The organism is Arthrobacter sp. 260, assembly GCF_013116745.1.
In the GTDB taxonomy this organism is placed as follows: domain Bacteria; phylum Actinomycetota; class Actinomycetes; order Actinomycetales; family Micrococcaceae; genus Arthrobacter_D.
Genome location: NZ_JABFOE010000002.1, coordinates 1 through 18,253, shown reverse-complemented (window position 1 = coordinate 18,253; position 18,253 = coordinate 1). Strand labels below are relative to the sequence as shown.

Annotated in this window: 14 protein-coding genes; 6 read left to right on the top strand and 8 right to left on the bottom strand. The window is 66.8% G+C overall.

The features are described 5' to 3' along the window. Positions 1–110: 110 nt before the first annotated feature. From HMI57_RS02545 to HMI57_RS02535, 3 genes are read right to left on the bottom strand one after another with little or no spacing between them, the layout of a single operon-like run. The gene (locus HMI57_RS02545; protein WP_171584346.1) at positions 111–1,034 is read right to left on the bottom strand and encodes a TIM barrel protein; all 924 of its coding nucleotides are present in this window, start codon (positions 1,032–1,034) and stop codon (positions 111–113) included. Beyond that, positions 1,031–2,245 carry a DUF993 family protein gene (locus HMI57_RS02540; protein WP_171584345.1) on the bottom strand — a complete coding sequence of 405 codons (1,215 nt, stop codon included), beginning with the start codon at positions 2,243–2,245 and terminating at the stop codon, positions 1,031–1,033. Before HMI57_RS02540 ends, HMI57_RS02545 begins: the two co-directional genes overlap by 4 nt. After that, the gene (locus HMI57_RS02535) at positions 2,242–3,408 is read right to left on the bottom strand and encodes a Gfo/Idh/MocA family oxidoreductase (protein ID WP_171584344.1); all 1,167 of its coding nucleotides are present in this window, start codon (positions 3,406–3,408) and stop codon (positions 2,242–2,244) included. The genes HMI57_RS02540 and HMI57_RS02535 overlap by 4 nt, the downstream gene beginning before the upstream one ends. A gap of 278 nt (positions 3,409–3,686) precedes the next feature. On the opposite strand from HMI57_RS02535, the gene HMI57_RS02530 reads away from it, so the two are divergent. Then, positions 3,687–5,036: a glycoside-pentoside-hexuronide (GPH):cation symporter gene (locus tag HMI57_RS02530; RefSeq protein WP_171584343.1), complete on the top strand. Its 1,350-nt coding sequence runs from the start codon at positions 3,687–3,689 to the stop codon at positions 5,034–5,036. Positions 5,037–5,070: 34 nt separating this feature from the next. On the opposite strand, the gene HMI57_RS02525 is transcribed toward HMI57_RS02530, so the two are convergent. Continuing rightward, positions 5,071–6,087, bottom strand: coding sequence for a LacI family DNA-binding transcriptional regulator (locus HMI57_RS02525; RefSeq protein WP_171584342.1), 1,017 nt, complete (start codon positions 6,085–6,087; stop codon positions 5,071–5,073). 220 nt (positions 6,088–6,307) lie between these two features. Between HMI57_RS02525 and HMI57_RS02520 the strand changes: the two genes are divergently transcribed. The 5 genes from HMI57_RS02520 to HMI57_RS02500 are packed head-to-tail and all read left to right on the top strand — an operon-like array spanning position 6,308 to position 12,145. After that, entirely contained in the window at positions 6,308–7,666 is a 1,359-nt protein-coding gene (locus tag HMI57_RS02520) for a Gfo/Idh/MocA family oxidoreductase (RefSeq protein ID WP_171584666.1), read from the top strand. Beyond that, positions 7,663–8,667: an NAD(P)-dependent oxidoreductase gene (locus HMI57_RS02515; RefSeq protein ID WP_171584341.1), complete on the top strand. Its 1,005-nt coding sequence runs from the start codon at positions 7,663–7,665 to the stop codon at positions 8,665–8,667. The genes HMI57_RS02520 and HMI57_RS02515 overlap by 4 nt, the downstream gene beginning before the upstream one ends. Then, positions 8,664–9,575 carry a 5-dehydro-4-deoxyglucarate dehydratase gene (locus HMI57_RS02510; RefSeq protein WP_171584340.1) on the top strand — a complete coding sequence of 304 codons (912 nt, stop codon included), beginning with the start codon at positions 8,664–8,666 and terminating at the stop codon, positions 9,573–9,575. Before HMI57_RS02515 ends, HMI57_RS02510 begins: the two co-directional genes overlap by 4 nt. Further along, positions 9,572–10,639, top strand: coding sequence for a mandelate racemase/muconate lactonizing enzyme family protein (locus HMI57_RS02505; RefSeq protein ID WP_171584339.1), 1,068 nt, complete (start codon positions 9,572–9,574; stop codon positions 10,637–10,639). Before HMI57_RS02510 ends, HMI57_RS02505 begins: the two co-directional genes overlap by 4 nt. Before the next feature lie 57 nt (positions 10,640–10,696). After that, a complete protein-coding gene (locus tag HMI57_RS02500) occupies positions 10,697–12,145 on the top strand; it encodes an aldehyde dehydrogenase family protein (RefSeq protein ID WP_171584338.1) in 1,449 nt (482 codons plus the stop codon). 80 nt (positions 12,146–12,225) lie between these two features. On the opposite strand, the gene HMI57_RS02495 is transcribed toward HMI57_RS02500, so the two are convergent. The 4 genes from HMI57_RS02495 to HMI57_RS02480 all read right to left on the bottom strand — a co-directional run bounded on the left by HMI57_RS02495 (position 12,226) and on the right by HMI57_RS02480 (position 18,159). After that, positions 12,226–13,362, bottom strand: a complete 1,137-nt coding sequence (locus HMI57_RS02495) for an aminopeptidase P family protein (RefSeq protein ID WP_228720895.1) — start codon at positions 13,360–13,362, stop codon at positions 12,226–12,228. Further along, positions 13,359–15,380 carry a DUF6807 family protein gene (locus HMI57_RS02490; protein WP_171584337.1) on the bottom strand — a complete coding sequence of 674 codons (2,022 nt, stop codon included), beginning with the start codon at positions 15,378–15,380 and terminating at the stop codon, positions 13,359–13,361. Before HMI57_RS02490 ends, HMI57_RS02495 begins: the two co-directional genes overlap by 4 nt. A gap of 82 nt (positions 15,381–15,462) precedes the next feature. Continuing rightward, entirely contained in the window at positions 15,463–16,776 is a 1,314-nt protein-coding gene (locus tag HMI57_RS02485) for an extracellular solute-binding protein (RefSeq protein ID WP_171584336.1), read from the bottom strand. 84 nt (positions 16,777–16,860) lie between these two features. Beyond that, entirely contained in the window at positions 16,861–18,159 is a 1,299-nt protein-coding gene (locus HMI57_RS02480; protein WP_171584335.1) for an extracellular solute-binding protein, read from the bottom strand. Positions 18,160–18,253: the final 94 nt, after the last annotated feature.

The following is an 18,253-nucleotide window of genomic DNA, read 5'->3' as shown; positions in this document are numbered from 1 at the left end:
CAACCTCCATCCACCCGCTGACCTTCGTGGCCGGTGGAGTGGTGCCGCGTGGCCGCTGTCCCCCATGCAGCGGCCACGCGGCGAGTTCCCGCGTCAGTAGCTGAACGCTGTCAGGCGCGCGCGTCCGCGGGCAGAGGCGCCGAGGCAAGGTGCGGCAGCACGTGTTCAGCCCAGCGGGCCTTCACCGTCTCGACGGCGTCGGCGCCCGGGGTGTCCCAGATGCCCTGGTTGAAGATCTCCACCTCCACCGGGCCGGTGTACCCGGCGTCGGCCACCCAGCGCCCGATCGTGGCGAAGTCGACGAAGCCGTCTCCCATGTAGCCGCGGGACAGCAGCGCATCGGCGGCAATGGGCAGGTTGAAGTCGCACACCTGGTAGGAGGCGAGCCGACCCTCCGCGCCAGCCCGGCTGATCGATGCTTCCAGCGATGGATCCCACCAGACGTGGAACGTATCCACCACCACACCGACGGTGTCGGCGGGGAACGGTGCGGCCAGGTCAAGGGCCTGCCCCAGAGTGGAGAGCACCGCGCGGTCCGCCGCGTACATCGGGTGCAGCGGTTCGAGCACCAGACGCACTCCGTGCTGCTGCGCGACTGGCACCAGTTCGGCGAGCCGGTCGGCCACCCGTCGTCGGGCGGCGGCAACGTCCTTCGCTCCGGGCGCTGACGGGTCGACGGCGGGTCCCCCGATCAGTGCGCTGGCCGCGGGAAGGCCACCCACCACCATGATCAGTTCGCGCGTGCCGAGCGCGGCAGCCTCACGGATCGCCTCGGTGTTGTCGGCGAGCGCGCGCTGCTGGCCTTCGGCGTCGGACGCGGTGAGGAAACCGCCCCGGCATAGGCTGGACACCTGCAGGCCGGCGTCCCGCACCAGCCGCACCGCGTTGTCCAGTCCGGCTTCGGCGACCCGGTCCCGCCACACGCCGAGGTGCTGCAGGCCGGCGTCGGCGTAGACCCGGACCGCTTCCTCGAGGGTCAGGCTTTTAGTGGTGGCCGTGTTGATCGACAGGCGGCTGAAGTCGGCGGCGCTCACGCGTTCACTCCGTAGGCGCCGAGCAGCTGGCTGAAGCGGTGGGCTGCGAGCTCCGGATCGGTCAGCAGACCGGCGGCGTCGGCCAGTTCAAAGGTCTCGCTCAGATGCAGCACCGACCGCCCGGAATGCAGGCCACCCACCATCTGGAACCCCGGCTGTTTGCCGTTGAGCCAGGACAGGAACGCCACCCCAGTCTTGTAGTAGAGCGTCGGCGCGCTGAAGATGTGCTTGCCGAGCTCCCGGGTGGAGTCGAGGATCTCCCGTCCCCGGTCCGGGTCGCCGGCGTCGTAGGCCTGCAGCGCGGCCGAGCCCGCCGGGTAGATCGCCGCGAAGATGCCCAGCAGGGCGTCCGAGTGATGCGTGTCGTCGCCGTGGATCAGCTCCGGATAGTTGAAGTCATCACCGGTGTAGAGCCGGACACTCGCCGGAAGCACGGCCCGCAGGGCCACCTCGTGTGCCGCGTCGAGCAGGGACACCTTCACGCCGTCCACCGCCGACGTGTTCGCCGCGATGATGTCGCGGAAGGTCTGCGTAGCCGCCGCGACGTCGTCGCTCCCCCAGTACCCGGCGAGAGCGGGGTCAAACATGGTCCCCAGCCAGTGCAGGATGACCGGCTGATCAGCCTCGGCGAGCAGCGTGCCGTACACGTACTGGTAGTCGTCAGGGCCGTCGGCCACCGCGGCCAGCGCGCGCGAGGCCATCAGGATCACCTTCGCGCCCGCATCCGAGACCACCTTCACCTGCTCCCGGTACGCCTCAATGACCGCATCCAGGCCCGCACGGCCAGCGGGCAGCCCCGCCAGGTCCAGCTGGTCGGTGCCCGCACCGCAGGCGAGCAGATCGCGCACCGACTTCCCGCGGGTAGCTGGATCGCTGGAATTGACGACGACGGCGGCCTCCGCCCCCGAGCGTCGGATCAGTTCCTGGGTGGCTGGCCAGTCCAGGCCCATGCCGCGCTGCGCCGTGTCCATCGCGTCAGCCACACCGAGGCCGTAGGACCACAGTTCCCTGCGGTAAGCCAGGGTGTGGTCCCAGTCGAGCACCGCTGGTGCGCCGGGGGTGTTGTCGGCGGTCACTACCGGAATCACGTGGGCTGCCGCGTAGACGTGGCGGGAGGTCAGTGACGCCGTCGGCCGGGGCCACGACGTCGCTTCCCGGAGCTCGTGCCGGTTGAAGGTTCCGTCCCGGGAGGGGAGGTGTAGGGCGGTCACAGTACGATCTCCGGGATGTCCAGGGTGCGACGCTCTGCCGACGACTGCAGACCCAACTCGGCCAGCTGCACCCCGCGGGCGGCCGAGAGCAGCCCGAAACGGTGTTCGCGCCCAGCGGCTACGTCCCGCAGGAACTCTTCCCACTGCAGCTTGAACCCGTTGTCCAGTTCGGCGTTCGCTGGGACTTCCTGCCACTGGTCGCGGAACGAGTCGGTGACCGGCAGGTCGGGGTTCCAGACCGGCTTCGGGGTATGGGCGCGCTGCTGGGCGACACACTTGTTGAGGCCGGCGACTGCCGAACCGTGGGTGCCGTCGATCTGAAACTCGACCAGTTCGTCACGGTAGACGCGGACGGCCCAGGAGGAGTTGATCTGGGCGATGACGCTGTCGCCGGCAGGTGTTTCCAATTCGAAGATGCCGTAGGCGGAGTCATCGGCGGTGGCCTGATATTCCTTGCCCTGCTCGTCCCAGCGGGTAGGGATGTGGGTGGCAGTCTTGGCATTGACGCTGCGGACCTCACCGATGATGCCCTCCAGCACGTAGTTCCAGTGGCAGAACATGTCGGTGGTCATGCCGCCGCCGTCCTCCTTGCGGTAGTTCCAGGAGGGGCGCTGCGCCGGCTGGATCTCACCCTCGAAGACCCAGTAGCCAAACTCGCCCCGCAGGGAAAGGATGCGGCCGAAGAATCCTTCGTCCACCAACCGGCGCAGTTTCACCAGGCCCGGCAGGTAGAGCTTGTCATGCACCACTCCGGCGGTGACGCCCGAGTCGCGGGCAATCCGGGCCAGTTCGACGGCTTCCTCAAGGGTTTCGGCGGTGGGCTTCTCGGTGTAGATGTGCTTGCCCGCCGCCATGGCCTTCTTCAGGGTTGCTGCCCGCAGCGAGGTCATCGAGGCGTCGAAGACAATATCGACGGTCGGGTCATTGATGATGCCGTCCAGATCGGTGGTCCAGTGCTCCACCTTGTGCTGCTGGGCCAGGTCCCGAATCTTCGATTCGCTGCGGCCCACCAGGATGGGTTCCACCTGCACCCGGCTCCCATCTGCCAGCAGCACTCCTCCGGCTTCGCGGATGGGCAGGATTGAGCGGAGCAGGTGCTGGCGGTACCCCATCCGGCCGGTGATGCCGTTCATGGCGATACGGAGGGTGCGTGTGGTGGTCATGGATGATCTCCCGGTGTGGTGCGAGGACTGACGGTGGTACAGGAAAGTATTGGAAAGCGCTTTCCACTTTAGCGAGGGAATTCCGGGGCGTCAACGGTTGGATGTGACGCGGATCATTTCCATCAGCACCGACGCACGCGACGCCGGCCCATTAGTGCGCCCGCATTGACCCGTGCGCTAACCGACTGATACCTTCCAAGAAAACGCTTTCTCGGAACCTGCGTCCCATCATAGCGCTCGCGTCCGGCTGCTCATTCCCAGAAAGGCCCCGGAGCGCTATGAACCAACCCACCGCTGGACCCGAGCCCCGGCCCATCGCCATCGCGGGGTATGGAGCGGGGGACATGGCCAACAGCATGGCGTTCACCACCATCGGCATGTTCCTGCTGGTCTACTACACCGACGTCGCCGGGATCCCCGCCGCAGCCGCCGGCACCGTCCTGCTCCTTGCGGGTCTGTTCAACGCCGTCACGGACATCTTCGCTGGACGGGCAGCGGACCGGAACTACCATCGCAGGCTCGGCAAGTTCAGGCCGTTCCTGCTGTTCGGGGCGGTCCCGCTCACGCTGTGCGTGGCAATGTTCCACGTCCCGGGGCTGGACCCCGCCGGGAAGATCATCTACGCCTACGTCACCTACTTCGCCTTCTGCCTGGCCTACAGCCTTGTCAATGTGCCCTACGGCGCCCTTGTGGGCGCCATGACCCGCAACCCCCGCAGCCGTGCCCGGCTGGCCAGCGCCCGCACTATCGGTGGACTCGCCACCTCATCCATCCTGGGGGTGTTCGTGGCACCGCTCCTGAGCGCCGACGCCGACCTGCAGGCCATCTTCACCACGCTGACCGTCGGCTTCGCCGTTGCGGGTACGGGACTGTACCTCTTTTGCGCGCTATCCACCCGGGAACAGGTCCATCAGGCATCCCCCAGGCTCTCGCTCCGACAGGCGGGGGCGGCGCTGAAAGGCAACACTCCCTTGCTGGTGCTTTGCATCAGTTCGCTGCTCTTCATGACGTCCAATGTCGTCACCAACACCGCCAAGCTCTTCTACCTGCGGGACGTGCTGCAACGGTTGGACCTCTTTCCGATAGTGGCGCTCGCACAGGTGCTGATCACCCTGGCGCTTGCGGCGACGGCTCCCCGCCTGGTGCACCGCTTCGGTAAGCGCAGCATCTACATCGCCGGTGGACTCACCAGCGCCGTCGGGGGCGTCCTGGTCTTTGCGGCACCGACGGAGCTGGTCTGGGTTGCACTGCTGGGCATCTTCCTGGCCCTCGCCGGAGCGGCCAGCGTCAGCATCATGGTGTGGGCGCTGATCGCTGACACGGTGGAATACGGGGAGTGGAAAACCGGCGTACGCTCCGACGGCATCAACTACTCCCTGCTGTCGTCGACCCGGAAGATGGGGATGGCCTTTGGCGGCGCCCTGGCCGCCTTCGCCCTGGCCTGGGGCGGCTACCAGTCAGGCGCGGTTCAGCAGCCCGAGGCGGCGATGTTCGGCATCCGGGTCGCGGCGGGTCTGGCACCGGCGATCACCATCCTGGTGGCCGTCGCAGTGATGTTCTGGTACCGGCTCACGGACCGCACCCACGCCGAACTGGTCGCCACCATCGGCAGCAGACCAGCCGCCTGACAGTCAGGGGCGTCACGGGCCGCTGACCGGACAGCTACGACCGGGGGACTGGACCGGTACTGCCCCGGACCACGACCTGCGGGGAGAAGATGGTACCCAGGCTTACCTGTTCATCCTCCTGCAGCACCGACCGCATCCGCTCCCAGGCGGCCTCACCGAGTTCGGTAATTGGAACCGCAGCGGTCGTCAGGGGCGGCGTGGTGTACCGGGCGAAGGGAATATCATCGAAGCCCGTCACCGAGATTTCACCCGGCACGGCCACTCCATGCTCGTGCAGTCCACTGAGCAGTCCCATCGCCACCAGGTCGTTGAACGCAAGGACCGCCGTCGCCCCGGAGGCGAGGATGCGATCCACCGATTCATGGCCCTCGGCGAAACTCACGCCGCCGGCGAGCGTCTGAAGCTCCACCTCGGGATGCTCCGCCATGAATTTGGCCAACCCGTCGACCCGCAACCGGTTGGATGCACTCTGCTCGGGTCCGGACAGGAAGGCGAGCCGCCGATGCCCGAGTCCCACCAGGTAGGACGCTAGCTCCTGGATGCCCTGGCCGTAGTCCGCCGATAGGGACGGTGTGTTCTCGATTTCGATGGTGCGGTTGATCAGCACCAGCGGGTGCAGCGAGGAGGCGAGGTCCTGCAGTTCGGCGTCGCTCATTCGCGGCGCGCAGAGGACGACGCCGTCGCACCGCCGTCGCGCCTCGGCTGCCAGGATGGCCTCTTCGCTGAGCACCTCGGAGGAGTCGGCGATGAGCACGCGGTACCCATCCTTGGCCGCTGCCCGGCTGACGCCCCGGAGCATGGCCTGGAAGGTGGGGTTCCCCAGATCGGGTACCACCACACCAATGGTGTCGGTCTTCCCCAGCGCCAGCGATCGTCCCACCGAATTGGGGTAGTACTTCAGCTCGGCGGCCGAATCCCTCACGCGCTGGGCGATCACGGGATCCACTGTGAAGTTGCCGTTCATCACCCGGGACACGGTGGCATGCGAGACACCCGCGTGTTTGGCCACGTCAGCAATGCCGGTGCGCCGTGTAGTGGATCGCTTAGCCATCAAACCTGTTGACACCCCATCGGATAGTGCTGTGGCGTACGCCCTGTTGACGGAATCACCCTGAGTTGATACAAATCATATAACGCTTTCAGAAAACGTTTTCTCGCAAAGCCGCTCGTGGGATCACGCGGATCCCAGACCCGTTCCTGGAAAGGGATATCCTGTGACCAACGTCGACACAGTTGAAACTTCGCCCGATTCATCCCCGCTGGGCGCCCAGATGCCCGCCGACCGCCGGACCCGCTTCGCGCTGATCGGCACGGGGGCCCGCTCGGAAATGTACATCCAGGCCATCCTTGAGACCCACGCGGACGTGGCCACTCTTGTGGGCCTCAGCGACACGAACCCCGGACGGGTGGAGCACTACCAGGGCGTGATCCGCGAACTGACGCAATCCCCTGACTCCTCGATCCCCACCTTCCAGCCGGAGAACCTCACCGCGTTCGTCAGGGACAACTCAGTCCAGCGGGTCATTGTCACCACCCCCGACTACACCCACGCCGACTACATCGTTGAGGTGCTGGAGGCCGGGGCCGATGTCGTCGTCGAGAAGCCCCTGACCATCAACGCGGAAGGGTGCCAGCGGATCACCCGGGCCGTTGAACAGACCGGGCGCAGCGTGGTCGTCACCTTTAACTACCGCTATTCCCCCCGCAACAGCGCCCTTAAGGAAGTCATCCAGAGTGGCGCCCTGGGCACCATCACCTCAGTGGACTTCAGCTGGATGCTCGACACCGTCCACGGCGCCGACTATTTCCGCCGCTGGCACCGGGAGAAGGAAAAGTCCGGTGGCCTGCTGATCCACAAGGCATCGCACCACTTCGACCTCGTCAACTGGTGGATCGACGACGTGCCGGAGCGCGTGTATGCCTCCGGTGCCCTCCGGTTCTACGGTGACCAGAACGCCACCGAGCGAGGCCTTGGCGAACGCAAGGACAGGGGCACTCACGACGGCGCAGCCACCGACCCGTTCGCCCTGGATCTCCGCGACGACCCCCGGCTCGAAGCCCTCTACCTGAAGAACGAACACCATGACGGGTACCGGCGCGACCAGGATGTCTTCACCAGCGGCATCACCATCGAGGACAACCTTGCCCTCGTCGTCGACTACCAGCGGGGGCCCACTCTGTCCTACTCGCTCAACGCGCACAGCCCCTGGGAGGGTTACCGGGTGTCGGTGAATGGCACCGAGGGTCGCGCCGAACTGGAAGTGGTCGAACGGGCAGCCGTGTCGGGTAGCTCCGACAAGAAGAACGTCGTCGACCCCAGCGCCACCCCGGTCAGCGAGGACGACCAGGTGCGCCGCAACGGTGAACGCCTGATCGTCCAGCGGCACTGGGAACCGGCCACCGAGGTCACCATCCACAACGGGGAAGGTGCCCACGGGGGCGGGGACCGGCTGCTGCTCTCCGACCTGTTCAACGGCCCCGGGGAGGATCCGCTGGGCCGCCCGTCCGGGTACATCGATGGCCTCAGCGCCGTCGCCGTCGGCATCGCGGGCAATGAATCCCTCGCCACGTCGCTGCCCGTCCGGATTCCCGAGCTGGGGCTCGGCATGGACCTGCGGCGGACGCCGTGAGCGGCGCAGCATCGACGGTTCTCGTCACCGGAGGGGCCGGGCGGCTGGGCCGCAGCGTGGTGGCCGGCCTGGCGAACGCCGGGTACGCGGTCGTCTCCGTGGACCGCGATCTCGCGCCCGAGGATGCCTTCCCCGCTGGCGTGATCCAGGAACGCGCGGACTTGCTGGCCGACGGCGAACCCCGCCGGGTCATCGAGGCCCACCGTCCGGACGCGGTCATCCACCTGGCGGCCATCGCCGTCCCCTTCAGCGCTCCCGAAGAGGTCATCTTCCACACCAACAGCCGGTTGGCCTTTACGGTGCTCCAGGCTGCCACCGAACTGGGCGTCCGGAAGATCATTACCGCCAGTTCCCCGACGGTGCTCGGCTACGGCGCCCCTTCCGGGTGGCTTCCCGAGGAGTTTCCGCTCAGCGAGGCGACCCCGCCCCGGCCGTGGAACGCGTACGCCCTGTCCAAGTACCTCGCGGAGCAGGTCATGGAGATGTTCACCCTTTCCCACGGCGACCGTAGCAGGTACGCGGCGTTCCGCCCCTGCTTCGTCATCTCCCCCGAAGAATGGGACGGCGCACCCACGCAGCAGGGCCACACGGTGACCGAACGGCTCGCCGACGCGGCCCTCGCCGCCCCGGCCCTATTCAACTATGTCGATGCCCGCGATGTCTCGGACTTCCTGGATATCCTGCTCCAGAAGATGGACACCATTCCCAACGGGCAGACCTTCTTCGTGGGCGCGGCCGATGCCCTCGCCACCGAACCGCTGGCCGACCTCCTGCCACGATTCGTGGCCGGCAGCGGGTCACTCACCGAATCGCTCACTGGGACCTCTCCCGCGTTCTCGATCGAGAAGGCGCAACGCCTCCTCGGCTGGGAACCGCGCCGCAGCTGGCGCTCGGAACTGAGCACGGCGACGGCGGACGGCCAGCACCCACCAGAGAACCCCACCACCGACACGCCAGCCGAGCTGGCGACAGCCTCGCGCGGAAACCAGGTAAACCCATGAAATTCGACGGCGTCCTCTTTTTCCCAGTCACCCCGTTCTCCCCGGACAACACGGTTGACCTCGACTCGCTGAAGGAGCACGTCGGGTCGCGGATGCAACACAACCCGGGCGGTGTTTTCCCCGCCTGCGGCACCGGCGAGTTCCACTCCCTCAGCCTGGAAGAAGTGCGCGACGTCGTCCGCGCCACCGTTGAGGTGGTGGCGGGTGCCGTCCCGGTCGTCGCAGGCACGGGTGGGCCCCTCGGCCACGCACTGGCCACGGCCCGGGCCGCCGAGGAGGCGGGCGCGGATGCCCTCCTGGTGCTGCCGCCCTACCTGGTCAATGGGCCCATCGCTGGGCTGATCGCCTACATTGAGACCATTGCGGCTGCCACCAGCCTGCCGGTGATCGTGTACCACCGGGCGAACGCCAGGTTCACTGCCGCCGCCATGACCCACCTCGCGGCCAACCCCAAGGTGATCGGATTCAAGGACGGGGTGGGCGACGTCGGCGTGGCCCAGGAGATCGTCTCGGCCATCAGGGCCTCCGGGCGCAGCGACTTCCTGTTTTTCAACGGGCTGCTGACCGCCGAGCTGACCCAGGGTGCCTACCGGGGTCTTGGCATACCCCTGTACTCCTCGGCAGCGTTCGCCATGGCGCCGGACATCGCCAACGCGTACTACCGGGCCTACATCGACAACAACGAGGATCGCCGCCACCAGCTGCTCACCGACTTCTATGAGCCGCTGGTGCGTCTCCGCGACCAGACTCCCGGATTCGGCGTGTCACTGATCAAGGCGGGCCTCGGATTGGAAGGGCACGCCTACGGGTCGGTCCGGCCGCCCCTGGTTGACCCTACCGAAAACCAGCTCATGGAGCTCAAGCGCATCCTCGAGATTGGCCATACTTTGGCGTCCGCCCACGCATGAGCGCCCGCATCACTGCGCTGACCACCCGCCTGCACACCATCGACCTGACCCGTCCCTGGGGTCCGGACGTTCCGGTGGTCAACGTGGTGGCCACCGAGGTAAGCACCGACGAGGGACGGACCGGCTCCGGGTTCGCGTGGACCCCGACCATCGGCGCCCACGCGGTCCAGTCACTGCTGGATCATGACATTGCTCCCTTCGCGATCGGGCTGGAGGCCAAACCCGAGCTGGTCTGGGATCAGCTCTGGAAGTGGCTTCACGAAGCTGGCGGCGGTGGCCTGACCACCATCGCCATGGCCGGCCTCGACCTCGCCCTGTGGGACCTGACGGCCAAGGAACAGCACTCCTCGCTGACCGATCTGCTGGGGCAACGCCAGGACTCCGTTCAGGTCTACGGGTCAGGGGTGAACCTGCATTACTCCCAGGAGGACCTGGTGGCGCAGGTGAAGCGCTGGGTTGCCAGCGGCAAGACGGCGGTGAAGATCAAGGTCGGCAAACCAGATATCCGCGAAGACATGGAACGGGTTGCAGCAGTCCGTGAGGTACTCGGTCGGGACCGCAAACTCATGATCGACGCCAACCAGCGCTGGGACCTGCCCACCACGCTGCGCGCCATCGATGCTCTCGAGCAGTTCGACCTGGAGTGGCTTGAGGAGCCCCTTCGCGCCGACGACCTGGGCGCGTACACCCGGCTGCGGAAGCAGTCACGGGTTCCGATCGCCCTGGGCGAGAACGTCCACACCATCTACCGCTTCAGCGACTTCATCGCCGCGGACGCCGTCGACATCATCCAACCCAATGTGGTGCGGGTGGGCGGGATCACCCCGTTCCGCCGGATCGTTGAACTGGCCCGGGCGCACAGCATCAAGGTCACTCCGCACCTACTGCCTGAACTGTCAGGACAGTTGGCCCTCACCCTAGCCGAACCGACCTGGGTGGAAGACGTCGAGGACGCCTCGTTCGAGAGCCTCGGGGTCCTTACCGGACCCAGCCCGATCTCCATCCAGCGCGGACTGCTCACCACCACGGCGCAGCCCGGCCTCGGCCTCGACTTCGCTCCCTAAACCACCGGTCAGCACCACCGACGACCGTTTTCCCACCTACTGGAAGAGGAACACAGCGTGACTACCACCTCCGAACTCAATGAACTCACCAAGGCGGCCACCGCAGCGGCCACCCAGGCCGCAGCAGCCACTGACGGTGAACGCGCCGCCTGGCTTGTCGCGGTCGCCGACGCGCTCGACGCGAACACCGACGAACTGGTAGCCCTCGCGGACACCGAAACCCACCTTGGCCCCGTCCGGCTGAAGGGGGAAGTGGGTCGTACCACCGGGCAGTTGCGCCTCTTCGCCGACGTGATCACCGAGGGCTCCTACCTGGAGGCGATCATCGACCATGCGGTTCCCTCCGCTACCCCACCCAAGCCGGACCTGCGGCGGATCCTGCGCCCGCTGGGACCGGTCGGGGTATTTTCTGCCTCCAACTTCCCCTTTGCGTTCTCCGTAGCCGGCGGTGACACGGCGTCAGCACTCGCTGTCGGTTGCTCGGTCATCGTCAAGGCGCACTCGGGGCACCTGAAGTTGTCCGAGCGCACCGCCGAGATCGTCACCGAAGCCCTCGATAAGGCCGGAGCCCCCCGCGGCATCTTCGCGCTGATCAGCGGGCGAAGCGCCGGCACCGAGCTGGTGCAGCATCCGGCCATCAAGGCTGTCGGGTTCACGGGTTCGATCCCGGGAGGGCGGGCCCTGTTTGATCTGGCGGTGTCACGCCCCGACCCCATCCCGTTCTACGGCGAGCTGGGCAGCCTGAACCCGGTGGTCGTCACTGCGGCCGCCGCCGCTGCCCGCAGCACCGAACTCGCCGAGGGTCTGGTGGCTTCCTTCACGATGGGCGCTGGCCAGTTCTGCACGAAACCCGGTCTGGTGTTCATCCCCGCCGGCACCGGTTTCCCTGACCAGGTTGTCACTGCCGCTGCCGGCAAGGGCGGAGCACCCATGCTCACCACGCGGATCGCTGAGGCGTACCCGGACGGGCTCCGCCAGCTGGCCGAACAACCAGGTGTCGACGTCCTGAGCGGCGAAATCGCCCAGGAGGCCGCCAGCGACGGCGCCGCCCCGGTGGTCTTCTCCACCAGTGCCTCGGCTGTCCTGGCGAATCCCGACAGCATCCTTGAGGAATGCTTCGGTCCCACCACCGTGCTGATCGAGTACACCGATCAGGACGAACTCGCAGCAGTACTGGCGAAAGTGCCCGGTAGCCTGACCGGGACCATTCATGCAGAGGCCGATGAAGAGGTCACGGAGCTGGTGACCCAGCTGTCAGGACTGGCCGGGCGGGTGCTATTCAACGGGTGGCCCACCGGTGTTGCGGTGAACTGGGCGCAGCAACACGGTGGACCGTGGCCTGCCACCACCTCCCTGTTCACCTCGGTGGGGGCGACGGCGGTGCGGCGGTTTCTGCGGCCGGTCGCCTATCAGGATGCGCCCGAGGCGGTCCTCCACCCGGCGCTGCGTGAGGCGAATCCCCTGGGCATCCCCCGCCGCGTCGACGGAACGCTCACGACGAGTTAGGCACTGTACCTCTATCTAGACAGATATAGAGGTACAGCCCGCGCCGAGAGGTGCTCAGCTTCTTCCTATCCCCAGCCGCCCTACAACTGAAGAGTTGTGGGGCGGTCGAGGTTTCCCACCCTTTCGACCGGCCAGCGCTGATCAACGCTCAGGACTTCGATCCCGGCGTCACCGAGCAGCACGGTATCCTCGATTTTCACGCCGGGCGCCGACGGGTTCCAGGTGAACGACTGGTTGGCCACCACCTCATCGTCGGTGACTGGGGTAGCCCGGGGATCGCGCCCCGCGTAGCCAGCCGGTCCGCCCTGGTGGTGCATCAGCCACTGGTCGGGACCGAAGCCGTGCCGTTCATAGGATTCGCGCAGTTGGTCGATAATTCCGTTCAGGCGTGCGCCGGGGACTGTCGCGGTGAAGATGTCCTCTTCCACCAGCGCGATGCGCCGTTCGGCGTCGAGCGCTGATGCGGTGGCCGCACCGAACCGGACCCAGCGGGTGGCATTCGCAACCATCCCGTGCCGGCGGGCGCAGACCACCACCATCGCCCCGGCACCGAGTGGCGCCGCGGTTGGCAGTGGATGCCTGAACGTTGACCGGCTGCTGCCGTTGCAGAGCAGGACCAGGGGTTCGGCCCCGATATTGGTCACCCGTTCCGCCAGGGTCGCTGTAACCTGCCGTTCGGTGCTCTCCGGCGAAACCGTCATCAGGACATCGGTCAGGATAGCTGCCACTTCGCGGTTTAGCGCCCGGTACCGGGACAGTTCCACCGGGAGCAGGCTCCGGCGGGCGTCCCGCAGGTCGCGCGCCAACTCCGCCTCGGCCGCAGGCGCCACCCCGGGCCCGAACCAGCGGCCGACCTCGTGCAGCTGCTGATGCCAGGGCACCTGGTGGAGGGTCAGGCCTGGTGGGAGTTCCTCGGAACGCAACCGTTCAAACTCGTTGGTGAAGGTCACCAGGTGATCGCCGTCTCCGGTCACCAGGACCGCGGCCACCGGATCTCCGGCCAGGCTGATGTGGACCCGGCTCCCGCCCAGGTACCAGGTCAGCGCCGTAGTGGAGGTCAGCAGCACCGCGTCGCGCCCGGAGCGGTCCAGGACGGCCAGCACCCGCTCGCGCTTCAGGGCCCGTTCCGTCGCGCAGTCCTCAGGCGTCGGGGCGGCGAAGGCGGCGTCCGCCGGCACGGGCCGGGTGAGATCGCCGACCAGCATCTCCCCGGTCATGGGAGGTCCACGATCGCGCCAGTGAGGGAGGTGATCTGAGCGACGTCAAGCCTGCCGTCGGCTACCAGCACCCTGACGGTGCGGGTCACGGGGGTACCCGGGGCAACGGTCAACGGGGTCTCCCAGGCAAGCGACAGCCCCACCCCTGGGTACCCCTCGGACCTGACGAACCAGGGGTCGGGGGCCTCGGGGGCGGCGAGGAACACCAGGGTGGCCTCGCTTCCGCTGAACTGTGCGCTGAAGGACAGCCAGGGTGAGGTGGAGCCGTGCACCCCTGCCTCTCCGGCTGCGTCCTCGGTCCGGATCTCCGGCTCTGCTGCAGCGGGGAGCCGCCAGAAGAATCCTCCGTACCCGCCGCCTGCACGGCCGTTGGACCCGGGGCTACCCAGGTCGACGCGGGCGTCCCGTGCGGCCAGGGTGAAGGAGAGCGAGAGCAGCCAGGTGGTGTCGTTGACGGGGGCCCCTTCCCACCGGCGGGTTTCGTCCAGTAGCGCGGTGCCGTCGGGCCCGGACCAAACCAGGTTCTCCTGGAGGGAGGCGCCGGTGAACTCCTGGCTGGAGGCGTGGATACGTCCGTGGTCCTCCCGCCAGATGTATCGCCCGGCTTCCCTGCGGTAGGTGCGCCCACCCCAGCAGTTGACGCCGTTGACGTCCTGGATCGCGACGCCGACCCCTAGGTGCCACACATGGTCGAGCGGCAGGTGGTCGGTGACGACCGTTCCGTTGAGGGTGCGGACCGGGTGGAGGTAGGGGCGCGGTGCCAGAGTGGGGGCGATGCTGGCGCCGTCGCGGTAGTCGGCGACATTTGTCCCGTTCACCAGCAGGCTTCCGGAGGGAGCCGATCCGGCCCAGTCGGGGAGAATCTCGCTGAAGAGCGCCTGGGCCTTTTGTGCCCGCTGGATGAGGGTTTCGACGTCGCGCACGACCGGGTGGGCGTCGTCGCCGTCCCCCTCCCAGGTCACATACCCATCGGGGATGGCGCGGGGTGCGTCCGCCGTGCGGATCGCTTCCATCACCGTCATGAAGGCGCCGCTGGCCTCGAGTGGGCTGAGCAGTGTCTCCCCGGTGGCCCTGTGCCGCAGCAGGTTCTCCAGAAGGTCAGTCCGGCCGAAGTGTTCCACCCGTTCGTCCCCGTCGGTGGTGGTGATGGCCAGCTCGTCCTCGGTGTAGTAGAAGACGATGCGTCCCGTGGTCCCCTCGACCGTGACGCTCGGCCGCTCCTGGGTCGCGGCGCACAGCGTGAGGGCACACATCACTGTCAGGCCCGCGCTGGTGCGGATCCGCAGCGAGGAGGTGTCGTCGCTCTCGATGTCGTGGGCACGGAACAGGTCGGTTTCCACCGACAGGATGTCCTCGCGGGTTCGTGCTCCGGCGACGCGCAGTGCCGTGGCGACTGCGTGGGCCAGCGGGTTCGTGGCGACGCCGTCAACCACGTCGACCCCGTCGAGGGTCCGCTTTCCTGCCCAGCGGGAGCGCTTGAAATAGCCTCGGGTCCGCACCCACCGGCCTTCGGCGCTGATGCCGCGCACGGTGCCGATTTCACCGGAGGCCAGGAGCTCGTCGATGCGGTCCAGTGCCAGCGAGCCGAGGCTCTGGAAGCCGGTTTGGACGGCGACGCCAGCCGTAGCCGCCTCGGCCAGCAGCTCCTCGAACTGTGCCATGGAGGCAACCGGGGGCTTTTCCAGGTAGACATCGCTGCCCAGGGTGAAAGCCGTGCGAGCCAGCGGAGCATGGGACTGGATGGGGGTGGCGATCACGACGACGTCCGGCGTGGCCCCCGATCCGGCCAGGCTGGCAAGGTCGGAGTGCACCTCCACCGCCGCGCCGACCGATCCTGGCTCCGGGGGTGTCGGGTCGGCCACGGCGACCAGCCGGGTTTGTCCCGCATCCTCCAGCCGCGCAAGGTTGACCAGGTGGCGTGCTCCGTAACCGTGCACGCCGACCAACGCGACCGTCGAGGCGGGGGCTAGGTGGCCCGTCTGGCGAGTGGCCGCAACGCGTGAATCGGGCAGTGGCATCGGTGGATCCTTCTCGTGGGTAAGGGGTAGGGAACAACTGGGAGGGGACGGCGTGGTGCCGTCCCCTCCCAGTTGCGGGTGCCTAGCCGGCGCTGATCAGGTTTTCGATCTCGCTGGTCATCTGCTCGGTGGCCTGCTCAGGGGTGAGACGCTCGAAGAGCACCTCGGAGACGTAGCGTCCCACCACGTCCTGCACTCCACCGGTACCAACCGGTGATGGCAGTGGCGCTTCAGCCATATCCGGGCGGATCTCGTCGAGGAAGGAGACCACCGACTGGTCTGCCTCACCCAGTTCGGGGGTGATCGCTTCAGCCATGTCCGGGTTTACCGGCACGCCGCGGTCGACCAGCATCACCTTCGCTGCCTCCGCGTCGTTGGCCAGGAAGTTCACGAAGTCAGCAGCGGCTTCCTTGTTCTCCGACTGTTCCGAAATGGACCAGTACATTGACGCCTTAAAGTACATGCCGTTCTCGGCGGCGTTGCCCGACTCGGAGGGGACGCGGAGCATGCTGATGTTGCTGTCCGATGCCGTGCGCAGGGCAGCCAGCTGGTTGGACCAGTACCAACCCATTCCCGCCCGGTTGGTGGGGAACTCCCCTGCCTCAAAGGTGCCCGAGGAGTTCTCGGTGAACTCGGAGGCGGTGGGGCCGCCACCGTCGTCGCGCACGGTCAACAGGTGCTCGAACCAGGAGGTGACGTTCTCGGGGCTGTAGCCCACCGAGCCTTCCTCCTCGTTGTAGAGGGACTCGCCCTGCTGGCGCAGCCAGATGCGCAGGTCAACATCCTGGGCCCCGAACTCGGTACCGCGGGAGTCCCCGCCAAGCTTCTCCTGCAGTTCGGCGGAAATGTTGTAGTAGTCATCCCAGGTCCAGGTGGAGTCATCCGGCAGTTCCACGCCCGCTTCCTCGAAAAGGTCCTCGTTCACCATGACCACGTAGGCATTCTGCCCCGTGCTCAGGCCGTACAGCTCGTCCTCGTACTGGCCCAGGCTCAGCGCCGAGTCGTCGAACTTCGAGAGGTCGAGGTTGGGAAGGTCGTTCAGGTTGGCCAGGGCACCGCGGCCCGCGTACTCCTGCAGGTACTTCTCATCCATGGTGATGACGTCGGGAGCGTCACCGCCAGCCGTGGTGGTGGCCAGCCGGTCCCAGTAGCCCCCGAAGTCGCCGTACTCGCCGGAGATGTCGACGCCCTCATTGTTCTCCTCGAACATGGTGATCAGCTGCTCGTTCGCCTCATGGCGGGGGTCCGAACCCCACCAGGAGAAGCGCAAGCTCGCATCGCCGGAGGCATCCGATCCGGAGTCGCTGCCCCCGCCGCAGGCGGTCAGGCCCAGGCCGAGTGCCATGGCCATCGCTACTGCGCTACGGCTTTTAGTGGTGCGGGAGAATTTCGTCATTGATTTCCTCTTCTTCGTTTCGGTTCGTCTGCTGGGTCTGGTTCGGGTATGGATGGGAACGGGGTGGTACTGGTGATGGCGTGGCTAGCCCTGGATCAGACCCTCGATCTCGGCGGTCATCTGCTCGGCAGCCTCGGCGGGGGTCATATCCCCGAACAGGACCTCCGAGTCGTACCGCAGGATCACGTCCTGGACGCCGCCCGCGCCGACCGGTGAGGGAGCGGGGCTGGTGGCAACGTTGGGTTCGATTTCCTCGAGGAAGTCGACCACTGCCTGGTCGGCCTCGCCGAGCTCCGGCCGGACGGCAGCCGCCATGTCCGGGTTCACTGGCACGCCGCGGTCGACCAGCATCTTCTTGGCCGGCTCCTCGTTGTTGGCGAGGTAGTTCACGAAGTCGGCGGCGGCGTCCTGGTTCTCGGACTGGCTGGAGATGGACCAGTACATGGATGCCTTGTAGTACATGCCGTTGTCGGCTTCGTTGCCGGTCATGGAGGGAGCGCGCAGCATCCTGATGTCGCTGCCGGAAGAGGTCCGCAGCACCTCCAGCTGGTTGGACCAGTACCAGCTCATGGCGGTCTTGTTGGTGGGGAAGCTCTGGCCTTCGAAGGTTCCGGCCTGGGCTTCAGTCCACTCGGCGGGGCTGGCACCGCCAGCCTCGTCGCGCACCTTGATCAGGTGCTCAAACCACGCCTCGGCGGACTCGGGGGTGTAGCCCACGCCGTCGTTAGTCTCGTTGTAGAGCGACTCACCCTGCTGGCGCAGCCAGACCCGGAGGCTTCCGTCGGCGGAATTGCCGTAATCGGAGCCGCTGACGCCGTCAAGGTTCTCGGAGACTTCCTTGGAGACCCGATAGTAGTCGTCCCAGGTCCAGGTGGTGTCGTCCGGTATCTCCACTCCCGCCTCGGCGAAGAGGTCAGCGTTGACGACAACGGTGAGGGCGTTGCGTCCGGTGCTCAGGCCGTACAGTCCGTCTTCAAACCGGCCCAGGTCGAGGGTGGCCTCGTCGAACTTGGAGAGATCGATGTTAGGAAGTTCGGAGAGATCCGCGAGGGCGCCGCGGCCCGCGTACTCCTGCAGGTACTTTTCGTCCATCGTGATGACGTCCGGCGCGTCCCGGCCGGCGGTGGTGGTGGCCAGGCGATCCCAGTAGCCGGAGAAGTCGGAGAACTCGCCCTCGATAGTGACGTCCTCGTTGGCAGCGGTGTAGTCCTCAATGATCTGCTCGTTCACTGCGTGGCGGGGATCCGATCCCCACCAGGAGAACCTGAGGTTTCCGTCGCCTTCGCTGCCACCGCTACCACCGCAGGCTGCGAGCGAGAGGCTGAGGCCTGCGACCATGGTGACCGCGGTGGCGGTCCTGATACGGGTGGATAAATTCTTCATTGAACGCTTCTTTCATTGCGTGCCGGGTAGTCCTGAAGACGTGCGGTGGGGTTATTTGCCGCCGGTGGTGGCGATGCCTTTGACGAGGTATTTC